The following is a 13,582-nucleotide window of genomic DNA, read 5'->3' on the forward strand; positions in this document are numbered from 1 at the left end:
GTTATTTAGTTTTTCTTAGGCGTTTCTTTTGGTTTTTTTGTGGTAATAATCACTACTCCATTTTTGCCCTTATCACCATGTAAAGTTATTGCAGATGAATCTTTAAGCACTTCTATTGATTCAACGGAATTCTGATTCAGGGTTTTTATTTCTGAAACTTCTTTCCCGTCCACGACATAAAGCGGCTCTGCCTTGAGGTCAAAATCTTGGTTCAATAGATTTCTTAAGGTTATAGATGTACTGGGGTTAGGTACATTTGGACGCACACTAAATCCTGATACTTTTCCTTTTAACTTGGTATCGTCAATTTTTATTGGAGCGGTTTTAATATCAGAATTGCTTAAAGAACCATTTTTGGTTTTAACTTCTATTACCCCCGCAAAACCATCAGCGCCATATCGCGCCGTTGCTAAACTATCTTTTAGGATGCTTACAGACTCAATGTTATTGGGATCAACCTCGCTAAGTGATGATGTGCCTCTTATATACTGTTTATTACCATCTATTATAATTAAGGGCTCAGTACCAAGGGCAGGTACACCTCTAAGTATTATTTTGGTTGTTTTTGTGCTATCTGCCTTTTGAGCAAAACCAACTAAACTAAAACCCATCATTAGGGTAAAGGCGATTATATTTTTCATTTTGGCTAGAATTTTCTTTTAAGGTCGAAAAAATTAGAAGTTCTGTCGATAGTAAGTTCTTTAGCATCGAGCGGTCTAAAAGCACTGGCTTTTGAACTTTTACTTGTAATTAGAATTGCACCAGCTTTCGCCCTCGGTCCATAAAGACTAACAGCAGCCTGATCTTTTAAAACTTCGATAGATTCAATGTTGTTTGGATTTATATCATTTAATTGACTGTTTTCATCAAGTTTAACGCCATCTAATATGATAAGACCGTTAAAATTGATATCGTTTCTAAGTCTTATGCCCGTAGGAGTTTGTGCTAGTGTTTTAGGAGGATCTGTATTAAGTGTGAAATTAACATTGATGTTGTATTTTACCCTAACGGCCAAGCCATTTTGGATGCCTGGGTTCCATTTTGGCGATTCTTTTATAACCCTCATCGCTTCTTCATCGGTACCACTTCCTAAACCCCGTGTAATCTGGACATCTGTTAAAGAGCCATCTTTTTCAACAACAAAGCTGAGAAAAACTTTACCCTGAACATTATTTTCCTGTGCCATTTTTGGATACCTGATGCTGCCACCCAGGTATTTATAAAACTTGCTTATACCGCCCGGAAATTCTGGTTGTTTCTCAATTGAAACGAAATCATACACTTTATCTGTATTTTCAGATTTAACATCGCTGCTTTCTGTTCCAGCGGTTTTAGGAAGATAAGATATGATGTTAATCTTGTTCAGATTTACATATCCATCCGATTTAGGCAATAATTTATTCTTAAACGCTTCTGAAGATTCTGGGATTTTAAAACTTACTGTTAAAGCATATTTGCCATCTGCCACAGTTTTAAATCCTTTATACGATAAAATTGCTTTCATCACTTCTTCATCGCAACCTGCTCCTAACTCTACATTCGATGTAATATTGGTAACCCTACCGCCTTTTAGGTTAAATTTGATCTGCGCATTACCTTGTACCTCATCGCTGCTCGCTGCACCTGGGTATTTAATATTTCTTAACAAAAACTGATAAAATCCTTTCCAGTTTGCATCTGTTTTGCCATCAACTGAAATTTTAGGTGCTACGGTTATCTTCTCGGGTGTTGTAACCATGTTCTCAACAATCTCAATCGGCTTCTCTAAAGGGATTTGATCGGTAATGGATAACAACTTCTCATTTTTACGGACAGTAGCAGACGAAAATACGATTAGAAGGGCAAATAAGGGGATAAAAATTCCATACTTCATAATAGCGATCTTTTTAGACCGCTCTTTATGAAGCATGAAAATTCTTTTTTTGATCAATGATTTTTCTAAAAAGCCATTCGTTAAGGCATTTGGCGAAATGCCAAACGACTTACTTAGCAATAACATGGCATATTCCGCTTTATCACCCTGAAATTCGGCAGCAAGTTCATCAGCTAAAAACTCGTGGATGTTTTTAATTGCTTTTTTATAAAGATAAATCACCGGGTTTAACCAGGTAATAATCCCTATAATTTCGAAAAATAAAATATCTACGGTATGCCATTGTTTAATATGTGCTTCTTCATGAATATCAATCACATCCATTTGTGGCAATTCCCGATCAATTACTTTTTTGCCAAAAAAAGAGAAAGCCGTGCCAGCCTTGCTGATTGAAATGAGTTTTTTAACCGCTAATAGGTTAAACACCAATCTACCTAAGAAAAACAAAATACCTGCGCAATAGATATAAACGAATGCATTACCCCAGTTAAAACCGGTATTGTGCTCCGTTACAATCGTTGCCTGTGCTAATACGGCTTCCCAGTTAACTGAAGTATAAACCTGTTGCGCCGCTTTCTGCTCCGTTAGCCATTCTAAACGGATAAATGGTATAGATAACGACAAAACGCCTGCAGCTACTAAATAAATGCGGTTTAAAGTGAAGTAGGTCTCCTTATCTAACAGTAATTTGTAAAAACCGAAAAAAACAATTAAGTATAAGTTCACCTGTAATAGGTAGTGGGCAAAACTCATTTTGGCTTATGTTTAATTTTATTAATCATTTTTAAAATTTCATCAACATCGCTTAAATCCAGTTTCTCTTCTTTAACGAAGAAGGAGAACATACTCTCTACCGAATTTTCGAAGTAATTGCCCAACAATTTTTCTGTTGCGTGGCGTTTATATTCTTCCCTGCTCACTAAAGGATGGTACTGATGTGCTTTACCAAACGCTTCGTGACCAATAAAACCTTTGGTTTCTAAAATTCTAATAATGGTTGATACGGTATTGTACGCAGGTTTAGGGAGGGGTAGCTCATCAATAACTTCTTTGACGAATGCTTTTTCCAATTGCCATAAAACCTGCATAATCTGTTCTTCGGCTTTGGTTAAATCTTTAATTTCCATAATAGTTAATAATAATAAGGATGATAGCAAATTAATTGCCTTAACTAAAGTTAAAACTAATTAGTTAGTTATCCAAATTTTATTAAATAAATTATTAGAAAAATTAATAAGAATGACTTTTTTCGCCCTTTTAAGGTTTTACTTTAAGAAAAATATTAAATCTAGTTATTAATTTATGTAAATCAGCTGATTGTATTCTAGTTATGGATGAGGACTATATCGTAATCAGGTTGTTTTTGATCCCATACACCACTAATCCGGTGCGAGATTTAATATTCAGCTTCGCAAAAAGGGATTCCCTGTAGTTGTCTACTGTGCGTGGACTAACATTCATGAGATCTGCAATTTCCTTATAAGTAAGTTCGGTACTGCAATATTGTAAAAATGTAAGTTCTCTTGCGGAGAATACTGGTTTCTGATCGCTATCTTTTAGCGCCACCAAAAGCCTGCCCGATACCAGCTCATTTACATAGAAACCTTTATCTACTATTACTTTAATTGCTGTTAGCAGATCTGACGGGGTTGATTCTTTAAGCATATAGCCTCCGGCACCGGCTTTAAGCATCCCGATAATTGCTTTTTCATCTTCGAGCATACTTAATGCCAGTACATGTACATTCGGATGATTAGTTTTAACCCATTTAGTTGCTGCAAAGCCGTCCATTACCGGCATATTAATGTCCATTAGTACCAGTTGAACGTGTTGGTGATTGTTTATTTTAGGCTGGAGATCTAATCCGTTTACCGCCTCAAACGTAACATTTATTTCGTCAAATTCTTCCAATAGGCTGGCCAATCCGGAACGGAAAAGCGTGTGATCATCAACAATAGCGATAGAAATACTTTGTTCTTGCATACAATTAAGGGTATGGAACTTCTATTGAAATGGAAGTGCCCTCGCCTGGAGCCGAATTTAATATTAATTTTCCATTGATCATCTCAATTCTTTTATAAATAGAATTTAAGCCCATTCCCGATTTTTTTGATTTAGTTTCTTCAGGGTTAAAACCAATCCCATTTTCGGCAACCCTTAAATGTAAAATGCTGTTTGTCAGGTGCGAATCGATTTGAATACAGGTTGCCTGAGCATGTTTTATAATATTATTAATGATTTCCTGCAATAAACGAAGAAGGATTAAATCTTTATTTGGCGATGTAATTTGCAGATCGATTAACTGGTTATTGATTTTTAATTCGTAAGAACCAGCTTTATTCAACCAGTTAATTTCCTGATCAATGGCGTGGCCAATGCCATTTTCTACCAGTTGTTCGCCATGCAATAGTTTTGCCAGTTCCCTTAATTCTTTAATGGATTTGTTAATAAGTGCTAATGAATTATCGATTTTCTTTTTGGCCTTTTCTCCGTCGTTTAAATTTACAGAGTTTAAGGTGAGTGTGGTAAGACTGAGCAACTGGCCAACGTTATCATGTAGTTCTGTGGCTATACTCTGCATCGTTTGATCTTGTACTTCAATGCGGGTTTGAAGCATTTCGGACTCAAATTTTTGCTGCATATTCTGTTTTTCTAATACATGATTCTTTTTGTGCCGGTTGTACGATCTAATGTATAAAATCAAAAACACAGGTACAAGCAGGAATATCAACGTCGAGATAGCGACTAAGATTGCAATTTTTGTTGTTTCATTCTGCATATAAAGGAATATAACCAAAAGCTACATAAAATAAGGTTTAATACGATATAAATACAATATCTTAAAGTAACATGACCTATAATCTTAACGGTAAACAATCCATCAAAGATGTTCGACATGGTGCTACCGAAGTAATAAAATAGAACGCCTGTTACCCACCAAAACTCGGGGTGAGTTTTGATCTCGATAAAGTTTTCATCTTTTAATAGCAAGTAATAATAATAGAGGCAATAAAGTGTGAAAACGACTGACATTACAGTAATTGTAATCGTGTTTAAATCAGCAAAGGGATGGTTGATGAAAAAGCTAAAATACATCGGGTATACAATACCCGCACCTATAATAAATATAGGTTTGGGATTGGTATACTCTTTTAAGCAGTGGTAAAGACCATATAATATTGTGCTGATTTCAAAAAATATAAAAATATTAAAGAGCCATAAATTGTGTATGCCTCTAATAGCCATATAAGCAGCAACCTCTTCAGTAATTAATGCAATGGCTAAATAGCAGGTAATCACTTTCCCAAATGCATGCTTGTCTTTCCATATTATGGTAATGGCTGCTATTAGGCAAATAAGCTCTGCTATAAATATGGGAGATAAGTACCTCATTGTTTATAAACTCGTTCCCTCACAAAAATCTGGGCAGCCCTGGCCTCTGTTTCCAATATCATCAGGATTATCCTCATGTTCGTCGTCGTTGCTTTCGCATGCAGTTGTAGGTACCAATAATAAAGTGTTTTTACCTACGTACCCACTTTTTACGCCTTCAGGTAAAACATCGGTATATTGCGCAAAATAAAGCCTTAAACCATCATATTTTCCTTCGCTCATTGATTTTGCAATTTCTAATATCTGTTCTGCCGGAAACCATACTGCTTTGGTGAAAGATTTTGGAAATTTTCTTGCCTCTACGGCATAGGCATCAACCATGGCCTGCGCAACCTTCTTATCGATAGGTTCCGAATTTAATTTTTGACTCATAAATTTATTGTTTGATTTTTTCTAAAAATCGATAATAATAAGGGTTTCGGCAAGAGCTATTTGTAATTAAAATACCGTAAAAATACCCTTCTATTTAGGGTGTTTTGCGCTAACGCGGAATTGCGCGGTACCACTACTTTTGGTATACAATAACAGCTGAATAATTTGCGGTTATAACATATTAATGCCGTCTACCCCAGAAAAACAATTATTTTGAACTTATTCAAAAAAAAGTCTATTTGATGTGAAGATTGATATAGAAAACATTTAACCATTTAATTCTTTCAAAAATGATAAACAATATCCTGCTACGGGAAAATCACAGTTCGATCAGCGAAAGGGAAGTTGAAATTGTACACCTGTTATCAATGGGTTACAACAGTAAAGAAATTGGCGAAATGCTTTTTATCAGCGAGCATACCGTTAATACGCACCGAAGAAATATGGTAAGAAAGCTCGATCTTAAAAATTCTTATCAATTAATTGTTTGGGCCTTTAAAGAAAGAATATTATCCTTATAAGGGTTAAAATACGCATAACCTCTCATTCTAAACAGCAAAGCCTGCTATTTGATACTAAAGTCAAATCAGCAGGCTTGTGTTTATGCGTTGTATTTTGTGTTTAGGGCCTTGCGGGTTGCGGAGCAGGCAGTTCTTTTCTTGGAATCTGTGCTTCGCGCTGCGAAGTATTGTAAACAAAAGAAGCAATAATGGTTGCTGCCTGTTTTAAATCATCCTCAACAAGTCTATCATAAGTATCCATATTGCTATGGTGTGTACGGGTATTGTAATCGGCAGGATCCTGAATAAACTGGAAACCCGGTATGCCTACGGCATCAAATGCTTGGTGGTCGGTACCACCTGTATTATTGATAGTGATGGTGGTTGCACCAAGATCGTTAAAAGGTGTTAACCAGCTTTGGAAAATCGGACCAGCCGCTGCATTGCCCTGTAAATATACACCGCGGATTTTCCCTGTTCCATTATCGAGGTTGTAATAAGCTGATATTTTTTTCTGATCTGGCGTTAATACCATTGTTTTCGGATCGCCGAAATGTTTTGCTACATAACCTCTTGATCCAAATAAACCTTGCTCTTCCGAGCTCCAAAGTGCAATACGGATGGTGCGCTTCGGTTTAAAATCTATCGCTTTTAAAATACGCATGGCTTCCATCATTACGGTAGAACCTGCTGCATTATCTGTAGCGCCCGTTGCCGCATGCCACGAATCGAAGTGCCCACCAATCATTACCACTTCATCTTTTAGTTTTTTATCGGTTCCGGGTATTTCGGCAATTACGTTATATCCCTGAGGATCCTGATCATAAAAAGAGGTTTTGATATCGGCTTCAATTTCTACAGGCTTGCCAGCACGTAAAAGACGCAATACATGCAAGAAATCTTCTGCTGCAACTTCAAGTTCAGGCGATACTGGTTTTGCATCTAAAGCATAAGAAGCCCCGTTGCTGGTAAAAAAAGTCCCCTGTCCTCCACGGGCATAAGTTAAAATTAAACCAACTTTTTCCTCTACCAGCATGGCGCTCATTGCCGCACGGATTTCACGCATTTTCATCATTTGCGCCATTCTATCAGCCATTGGTCCGCCGGCAGGGCGTTGTCTTGGACCTGCAGTTTGTGGTTTTGCTGCGGCCATTTGTGCCAAAGTAGTATCGGCATAGCGCAGAAAATCGGGCTTAACGCCACTTGTTAGCGGGGTACCCTGATCCATCATAATGATTTTTCCGGCTAATTTGCCTTTATATTTTGCTAAATCGGCAACACTATCGGCCTTGATTAAAATGACCTGCGATTTGATTGGGCCATTTGTACCAGGTGTCCATGCTTTAGGAGAGGCAATGATGGCATGGTAGTAAGGAAGGGTGGTGGCGGCATAGTATTTATCAATCTGCCAGCCTTTACCGAAAGTTCCCCAGGCTTCAAGGTGTACATTTTTTAATCCCCAATCGGTAAGTTGCTTCACAGCCCAATCCTGTGCTTTTTTTAATCCTGGAGAGTTTGATAAACGGGGACCGCTTACATCTGTTAAATTAAAAGCAATATCCATTGCCTTCGAATTTTCTAAACCTTCCTTTCTTATTTTTTGTACTACAGCTGCATCAGGGGTATCTTGTGCAAAAGCTGAAAAGCACAGGCCAAAGGCCATTGCTGTGATTGTAAATTTTTTGATCATTTTATGAATAATTTGGTGGTTGATTTTGATCTAAAATACACTTTAAACCACTTCAAATTATTATCCAATGAGATTTTTACATATCGCATTGTACAGGACAAGAAATTTACAGATTGAAATTATTTTATGCTCTTTTTAGTTACGATAAAGTAGCCAATAATGAAAAGAACCAAAGCATAAATCAAGCTTGTCCATATTTCCTGCGTAAAAACCGGAAAATCCAGCGGATCGCCTCCTTTTTTTACCTTGGTCATCTTTAAAGATAAGGCAGGTAATGAATAAGGGATCAGGTAAGCATATTTCCAACCCACATTTGCGGTAATAATGCCCATAATGGTGCCAATAAAGCCAATGCCCATTGGCTTAAGAAAATCGCTCCATAGCAAACTTAATATAAACTGTAGCGATAAAATGCCTAAAGATGATAAGAATAATTTGCCGTAAGAGTTAACTAGGATATTTAGCGGGTTGTATTGATTAAAATTAAGCTTAGGCAACAATACCTGTAATAAATGGCCAAAGGCATAGGTAAGTGTAGCAAATAAGAATAAGCAGATAAATATTAACAGGACCGCATACAGGTATTTTGCGGCATAAATCGAAAATTTATTTAAGGGTTGGGCAAATAACATTTTCCAGGTATCGTTCTTATGTTCGATATTATTGACCGAGAAGGCCATGAATATAACATAGAAGGGCATTATCAAAAATCCCATTACGCCGAGTGCTGCACCGCTGTAATGTGCCCATAATATTATTGGAGGATAGTGGTTGCCGATGATTTTCTCTGCGTCGGAATAAAAACCAAAGCTGATTAATCCGCATATAATAACTGGTAATAATATAGCTGCCCAGAAGGCTAAGGTTTTTCTGGATTTGTAAAATTCTGATATTAAAGAAATATAAAGAGCGTGCATGTTAGTTTGTTTTGGTAATATCAAGGAATAAATTTTCGAGATCTTTTCGTTGTTGATAAAGACTGCTTACCGTGAAACCATTTTGGATAAGGAATGTATTTAGTTCTCCACTTTTTTGTGGGGAAGTATAGGGTATGGTAATTACCTTATCGGTTTTTGTGGCAATTTCATAACCCGACTTGGTTAAAAGGGAACTTGCATTTTCGATATTGTCGACTTCGATTTCGAGCATTGGTTTGCTTAGTAAATGAAGTTCGTTAATTGTACCCTGAAATAATAATTGACCTTTGTTTATGATGCCAACATGGGTGGCTGTTCTTTCTATTTCTGCCAATAAGTGGCTTGAAACCAATATTGTTTTTTGGTGTTTTGTGGCTAAATCGATCATGAGGTTCCGGACCTCAATAATGCCATTTGGATCTAAACCATTTGTAGGCTCATCCAACAGGAGTAATTCGGGATCTGAAATTAGTGCCTGCGCAATGCCCAGCCGTTGTTTCATGCCTAATGAATATTTACTGGCTTTTTTATTTGCTGCATCTGCCAAACCTACTAGCGACAGCATTTCATCAGCTTTGGCTTTTTTTATGCCTAACAGAATACAGCGGTTAATAAGGTTTTCTTTTCCTGTTAAATGCCCATAAATGGCTGGCTGTTCTACTAAAGCGCCAATGCGTTTAAGGGTAGCAATACGATTACTGTTTATTTCTTTACCGAAGATAAAAACCTGATCAGAAGGCGATTTGAGCAGGTTAAGCAAGATTTTTATGGTGGTTGTTTTTCCAGCCCCGTTTGGGCCTAAAAAGCCATAAATACTACCTTTGGGTACTTGTAGTGAGAGATCTTTTACAATAATCTGGTTGCCGAAGTTAAAGTTTAAACCTACTGTTTCGATAGCGTAATTACCCATTGTTTCTATTTGAAAATGGCAGTTACTTGTTTTACAACGGAACCAGATGTTTTTGTAGGTTTTACAACTATTTCTGCATCATTCTGACTGGTGCTAACCGTAAGTGTTAAAATAATCATCATAAATACAGGTAATAATAAAAGTAAAAATGGTGATGTGTTTGCTAACTTTTTCATGATCGATAGTTTTATTTGAGAGGCTGTGAAGTTATCATCAGCCATTACTGTTTGATTGTTTAAGTTGATTGCTGATGATGTTTTCATTTTGTTTTCGTTTTGATGATTCAAAGAAACTCAAGAAAAACAAGCTGCTAAAATCTATTATACCAAGTGTTCAAGATTCTAGATCAACAGACATTTTTGGCGTTTGTCGATAAAATTTGCCTATTGGGCCGTTGGTAGAAAAAAAATGCCCGTTGGTAGATTGTGTTCGGTTTAAATTGAAAGTTTATTTACTTTGGATGCATGAAGCTATTACGTGTTATTTTAACTTGTACCAGCTTTAAGAATATTTAATGAATAACCAATGAAACAAAGCAGGGGTCCTTTAATTTTACATACTATATACTGGGGATTGATCTTTATGTTCCTGATTGCCATGTCTGTATTCAGGGAAGGTAGCGCAACAATGAAAGATTATTTTTTATCTTTTGGTGTAATCGGTATTATCAACGTTTCTCTTTTTTATATCAATTATATTTTCTTAATACCTGAATTGATAAAGAGACAGAAAAAATACTGGATTTACTTCCTTTCATTCTTCTTGTTGCTTATTGCAGGTACGTTTTTGAAAACGGTGCTAGCGGTTCTTAACCCCGAAGAACTGTTGACTTATAGAACTGAAAAAGAGGTGCACAATTTTTCTGTGAATAGCTTTGCCTTGAATGCGGCCTTTTTCTCTGGTTTTTTCCTGATCAGCAGTTGTATTATTAAATTTATTATTGATTGGTTTTCTAACGAGCGTATCCAACGTAACCTAGAAAGTGAACGCCGCGAAATGGAACTTCAGTTTTTAAAATCGCAGCTAAACCCACATTTTCTTTTCAATTCGCTCAATAACATTTATTCACTGGCCTATCAAAAATCGGATAAAACTGCCGATGCCATTATGAAGCTTTCGGAAATTATGCGTTACATGATTTATGAGAGCAATACACCAACAGTAGCATTAAGCAAAGAAGTAGACTATTTAACCAGTTATATCGAACTGCAAAAAATAAGGTTTAAAGATGGCGCCTATATAGAACTTACCTTAAACGGCGAAATTGACAATCAAAAAATTGTTCCTTTAATGTTGATTTCGTTTGTAGAAAATGCATTTAAACATGGCGTAGTAACCGATCCGGCCGAACCGGTAAAAATTAATATCATTGCCAACCAGAAGATTTTGCATTTTAGCGTAGTGAATAAAAAGAACCAACAGAATAAAGATGCACAGGGAGGGGTTGGTTTAACCAATGTAGAACGACGGTTACAATTGGTTTACCCTGATAGATATAAATTAAATGTTGTAAATTCGGCTACTCATTACACCTGTGAACTGATGATTGATATATAATCCGATAACCAAACATAAACCGGATAAATCATTAATTAAAATAATAACCTAAAATGAACTTAAACTGTATTGTTGTTGATGATGAGCCTTTAGCGCTTGATATTTTACAGGATTATATTTCGAAAGTGCCTTTTTTAACCATGGTTAAAAGGTGCGAAAACCCTATTGAAGCTTTGCAGATTGTTCAGGGCGGAGGGATTGATCTTGTGTTTTTAGATATTCAGATGCCTGAGCTTACCGGAATCCAGTTTTTAAAAATCGCTGGCAATAAATGCCACTACATATTAACTACTGCTTACCCACAGTATGCTTTAGAAAGTTACGACCTAAATGTTTCGGATTATTTGTTAAAGCCAATCGCATTCGACCGTTTTTATAAAGCCGTGGAAAAAGTACATAATCAGGTAAAACCTGTTGAAGCCCCTGCAAGTGTAGCACAGCCTATCGTTACACCTGCACCGTTTTCTGGTTCAGCAAATCCTGTGCAAGATTATATTTTCGTTAAAACAGAACATAAGATTCAAAAAATTTATCTGCATAATATTTTATTCATCGAAGGTTTAAAAGATTACATTTCGATCTTTACGAAAGATGAGCGTGTAATTACGCTACAGAGTATGAAGAAGATGGAAGAAGCTTTACCTCAAGGTCAGTTTATCAGGGTGCACAAATCTTATATTGTGGCTGTTGATAAAATTGAAAGTATCGAGCGTAGCCGCATTACCATCAATCAGAAGATTATCCCTGTTGGCGATACCTACCGTGATGAATTTTTCAGGGTGATCGGAAATAAGAACATTTAGGGCGTTGGTGTAAGTGCTAAACCAGTTCAAAAAATTAACCTTTTAATTGCCACCGAAGCACAAAAACCACGGAATGATCCTGCCGCGATTGTCATCCTGAGCAGAGTCGAAGGATCTTTAAAGGGATTAATAAAAACTATAAGACAGCAGGCTGTGCCATTGGTTGACCTAAAACTTTCCTGATTTCGTTTTCTGCTTCTAGCGTAATATCATTCGGCGTTTTTAAGCCTGGTTCTATCGGTTTTAAAACCGTCCATTTTAGCGCATTGCCAGTAGTTAACGGAAACATGCCAAAGCGAACAATTTTCCACGAATTTTCTATGGCTACCGGAACAACCAAGGCATTAGGAACTACCTTTAATATGGTTGCAATACCCCCAAATTGAAATGTTTTCAACTGACCATCTTTCGCCCGGGTTCCCTCCGGGAAAATAACAGTGCTCCAATTGTTTTCTTTCATCCTACGACCAAGTTTGATGATTTCGGAAATGGCCTGTTTGTTATCTTTTCGGTTAATGTTAGCCCCACCGCCTAAACGCAGGTTAATGGATATGGATGGAATACCTTTGGTAAGCTCAATTTTAGAGATAAATTTTGCGCTGTGTTTTCTTAAAAACCAAATTAACGAAGGGATATCATACATGCTCTGGTGGTTCGCAGCAAAAATAATTGGTCTATCTGTCGGTAAATCGTATTCATTCTTAAAACTGATTGAATTGAATAGAAAGATCTGGCAGTAGGTTAGGAAAAAATTAAGGATATCTACCGAAACCTTATGCGCCTTATAGCCAAAAAGCTTAAAGCAAATCCATTGAATAGGGTGGAAGATACAAAGTGTTAATCCAAAGAAAATATAAAAAATAGGGCTTAAAATATATCCGAAAAGCTTGCTCATCTGGGTGATTGAATAGTTGGCAAAGATAATAATAAATTATTCTGGTTCTTTGAAGATGTATCTTTCTTCGTATTCAATCTCAAACGTTTTTAAGAAACTGGTGTACTCCTCTAAAAAGCTCTTCTTTTTATGGTGCTGTTCCTGGTTTTGGATGTATTGAATAACTTGTTGAATATGGCTTTTTGAATAAGAGAATGCGCCATAACCTTCTTGCCAGGCAAATTTAACTTTACAAAATCTCTGATCGTTAATCCATTTTGAACTTTCTGTTTTTACATTCTGGATCAGGCTGGAAATGGATTGGTGCGGCCGCATACCAATAAAGATGTGAATATGATCCGGCATACAATTGATCTGGATCATTTTATGGTTATTTGACTGAAATATCCCTGTGATATATTTCAAAAGCCTTTCCTTCCAATCTTTATGAATTAATGAGGCCCGAAATTTAACGGCAAAAACAAACTGAATGTGTAATTGGGTATAGGTATTCGGCATAGCGTTCTAAATTTAAATCATAATCAAACGTTCCTACGGAACGAAAATTGCCATCTGCAATTTCTACCGAGGAAATGTCCATACTGGACATTAATAATTTTTAGGATGATTTAATATTTAGGGATTGCACTAGCAATTTAAAACAAATGACGCTATAGAACAAGTGCTGATGCA

The 13,582-nt window shown here is 36.5% G+C and carries 16 protein-coding genes; 3 read left to right on the forward strand and 13 right to left on the reverse strand.

Annotated elements, in window-relative coordinates:
• Positions 1-5: 5 nt before the first annotated feature.
• The 7 genes from AC07VK_RS12815 to AC07VK_RS12845 form a co-directional block, all read right to left on the reverse strand.
• Positions 6-641: a TonB-dependent receptor plug domain-containing protein gene (locus AC07VK_RS12815; protein WP_492960910.1), complete on the reverse strand. Its 636-nt coding sequence runs from the start codon at positions 639-641 to the stop codon at positions 6-8.
• 5 nt (positions 642-646) lie between these two features.
• The gene (locus tag AC07VK_RS12820; RefSeq protein WP_492960912.1) at positions 647-2,626 is read right to left on the reverse strand and encodes a TonB family protein; all 1,980 of its coding nucleotides are present in this window, start codon (positions 2,624-2,626) and stop codon (positions 647-649) included.
• Complete coding sequence (locus AC07VK_RS12825) at positions 2,623-3,000, reverse strand: BlaI/MecI/CopY family transcriptional regulator (protein ID WP_025143307.1); 378 nt, start codon at positions 2,998-3,000, stop codon at positions 2,623-2,625. Before AC07VK_RS12825 ends, AC07VK_RS12820 begins: the two co-directional genes overlap by 4 nt.
• Before the next feature lie 214 nt (positions 3,001-3,214).
• Positions 3,215-3,856: a response regulator transcription factor gene (locus AC07VK_RS12830; RefSeq protein ID WP_492960914.1), complete on the reverse strand. Its 642-nt coding sequence runs from the start codon at positions 3,854-3,856 to the stop codon at positions 3,215-3,217.
• A 4-nt stretch (positions 3,857-3,860) separates the two neighbouring features.
• Positions 3,861-4,514, reverse strand: a complete 654-nt coding sequence (locus AC07VK_RS12835; RefSeq protein ID WP_492960916.1) for a sensor histidine kinase — start codon at positions 4,512-4,514, stop codon at positions 3,861-3,863.
• Between the two features lie 104 nt (positions 4,515-4,618).
• Positions 4,619-5,266 (reverse strand): hypothetical protein, encoded by a 648-nt coding sequence (locus tag AC07VK_RS12840; protein WP_492960918.1) that lies wholly within the window; start codon positions 5,264-5,266, stop codon positions 4,619-4,621.
• 3 nt (positions 5,267-5,269) lie between these two features.
• Positions 5,270-5,638, reverse strand: coding sequence for a hypothetical protein (locus AC07VK_RS12845; protein ID WP_492952505.1), 369 nt, complete (start codon positions 5,636-5,638; stop codon positions 5,270-5,272).
• Positions 5,639-5,928: 290 nt separating this feature from the next.
• On the opposite strand from AC07VK_RS12845, the gene AC07VK_RS12850 reads away from it, so the two are divergent.
• On the forward strand, positions 5,929-6,159 hold the full coding sequence (locus AC07VK_RS12850) for a response regulator transcription factor (RefSeq protein WP_057931491.1): 231 nt from the start codon (positions 5,929-5,931) through the stop codon (positions 6,157-6,159).
• A gap of 100 nt (positions 6,160-6,259) precedes the next feature.
• On the opposite strand, the gene AC07VK_RS12855 is transcribed toward AC07VK_RS12850, so the two are convergent.
• From AC07VK_RS12855 to AC07VK_RS12870, 4 genes are all read right to left on the reverse strand, one after another.
• Entirely contained in the window at positions 6,260-7,828 is a 1,569-nt protein-coding gene (locus AC07VK_RS12855; protein WP_492960920.1) for a M28 family metallopeptidase, read from the reverse strand.
• A gap of 119 nt (positions 7,829-7,947) precedes the next feature.
• Positions 7,948-8,745, reverse strand: coding sequence for an ABC transporter permease (locus AC07VK_RS12860; RefSeq protein WP_492952507.1), 798 nt, complete (start codon positions 8,743-8,745; stop codon positions 7,948-7,950).
• Between the two features lies 1 nt (position 8,746).
• Complete coding sequence (locus AC07VK_RS12865; protein WP_492952508.1) at positions 8,747-9,655, reverse strand: ABC transporter ATP-binding protein; 909 nt, start codon at positions 9,653-9,655, stop codon at positions 8,747-8,749.
• Between the two features lie 5 nt (positions 9,656-9,660).
• Complete coding sequence (locus AC07VK_RS12870) at positions 9,661-9,918, reverse strand: hypothetical protein (RefSeq protein ID WP_492952509.1); 258 nt, start codon at positions 9,916-9,918, stop codon at positions 9,661-9,663.
• Between the two features lie 262 nt (positions 9,919-10,180).
• Between AC07VK_RS12870 and AC07VK_RS12875 the strand changes: the two genes are divergently transcribed.
• Together AC07VK_RS12875 and AC07VK_RS12880 are read left to right on the forward strand one after the other, a co-directional pair.
• Positions 10,181-11,212: a sensor histidine kinase gene (locus AC07VK_RS12875; protein WP_492952510.1), complete on the forward strand. Its 1,032-nt coding sequence runs from the start codon at positions 10,181-10,183 to the stop codon at positions 11,210-11,212.
• 53 nt (positions 11,213-11,265) lie between these two features.
• Entirely contained in the window at positions 11,266-12,015 is a 750-nt protein-coding gene (locus tag AC07VK_RS12880; protein WP_029276707.1) for a LytR/AlgR family response regulator transcription factor, read from the forward strand.
• A gap of 136 nt (positions 12,016-12,151) precedes the next feature.
• Here AC07VK_RS12880 and AC07VK_RS12885 read toward each other — a convergent pair whose 3' ends face one another.
• A complete protein-coding gene (locus AC07VK_RS12885; RefSeq protein WP_492960922.1) occupies positions 12,152-12,910 on the reverse strand; it encodes a lysophospholipid acyltransferase family protein in 759 nt (252 codons plus the stop codon).
• A gap of 36 nt (positions 12,911-12,946) precedes the next feature.
• Complete coding sequence (gene tnpA / locus AC07VK_RS12890) at positions 12,947-13,408, reverse strand: IS200/IS605 family transposase (RefSeq protein ID WP_492952512.1); 462 nt, start codon at positions 13,406-13,408, stop codon at positions 12,947-12,949.
• Between the last annotated feature and the right edge of the window lie 174 nt (positions 13,409-13,582).

It is taken from the genome of Pedobacter sp. GW821-FHT01D05, from assembly GCF_059422505.1.

Bases quoted from the DNA above. Each gene is read 5' to 3' on its own strand.
- tnpA (WP_492952512.1), bottom strand. From the start codon at position 13,408: ATGCCGAATACCTATACCCAATTACACATTCAGTTTGTTTTTGCCGTT.
- AC07VK_RS12875 (WP_492952510.1), top strand. From the start codon at position 10,181: ATGAAACAAAGCAGGGGTCCTTTAATTTTACATACTATATACTGGGGA.
- AC07VK_RS12880 (WP_029276707.1), top strand. From the start codon at position 11,266: ATGAACTTAAACTGTATTGTTGTTGATGATGAGCCTTTAGCGCTTGAT.
- AC07VK_RS12865 (WP_492952508.1), bottom strand. From the start codon at position 9,655: ATGGGTAATTACGCTATCGAAACAGTAGGTTTAAACTTTAACTTCGGC.
- AC07VK_RS12840 (WP_492960918.1), bottom strand. From the start codon at position 5,266: ATGAGGTACTTATCTCCCATATTTATAGCAGAGCTTATTTGCCTAATA.
- AC07VK_RS12835 (WP_492960916.1), bottom strand. From the start codon at position 4,514: ATGCAGCAAAAATTTGAGTCCGAAATGCTTCAAACCCGCATTGAAGTA.
- AC07VK_RS12870 (WP_492952509.1), bottom strand. From the start codon at position 9,918: ATGAAAACATCATCAGCAATCAACTTAAACAATCAAACAGTAATGGCT.
- AC07VK_RS12845 (WP_492952505.1), bottom strand. From the start codon at position 5,638: ATGAGTCAAAAATTAAATTCGGAACCTATCGATAAGAAGGTTGCGCAG.
- AC07VK_RS12885 (WP_492960922.1), bottom strand. From the start codon at position 12,910: ATGAGCAAGCTTTTCGGATATATTTTAAGCCCTATTTTTTATATTTTC.
- AC07VK_RS12855 (WP_492960920.1), bottom strand. From the start codon at position 7,828: ATGATCAAAAAATTTACAATCACAGCAATGGCCTTTGGCCTGTGCTTT.
- AC07VK_RS12815 (WP_492960910.1), bottom strand. From the start codon at position 641: ATGAAAAATATAATCGCCTTTACCCTAATGATGGGTTTTAGTTTAGTT.
- AC07VK_RS12820 (WP_492960912.1), bottom strand. From the start codon at position 2,626: ATGAGTTTTGCCCACTACCTATTACAGGTGAACTTATACTTAATTGTT.
- AC07VK_RS12850 (WP_057931491.1), top strand. From the start codon at position 5,929: ATGATAAACAATATCCTGCTACGGGAAAATCACAGTTCGATCAGCGAA.
- AC07VK_RS12860 (WP_492952507.1), bottom strand. From the start codon at position 8,745: ATGCACGCTCTTTATATTTCTTTAATATCAGAATTTTACAAATCCAGA.
- AC07VK_RS12830 (WP_492960914.1), bottom strand. From the start codon at position 3,856: ATGCAAGAACAAAGTATTTCTATCGCTATTGTTGATGATCACACGCTT.
- AC07VK_RS12825 (WP_025143307.1), bottom strand. From the start codon at position 3,000: ATGGAAATTAAAGATTTAACCAAAGCCGAAGAACAGATTATGCAGGTT.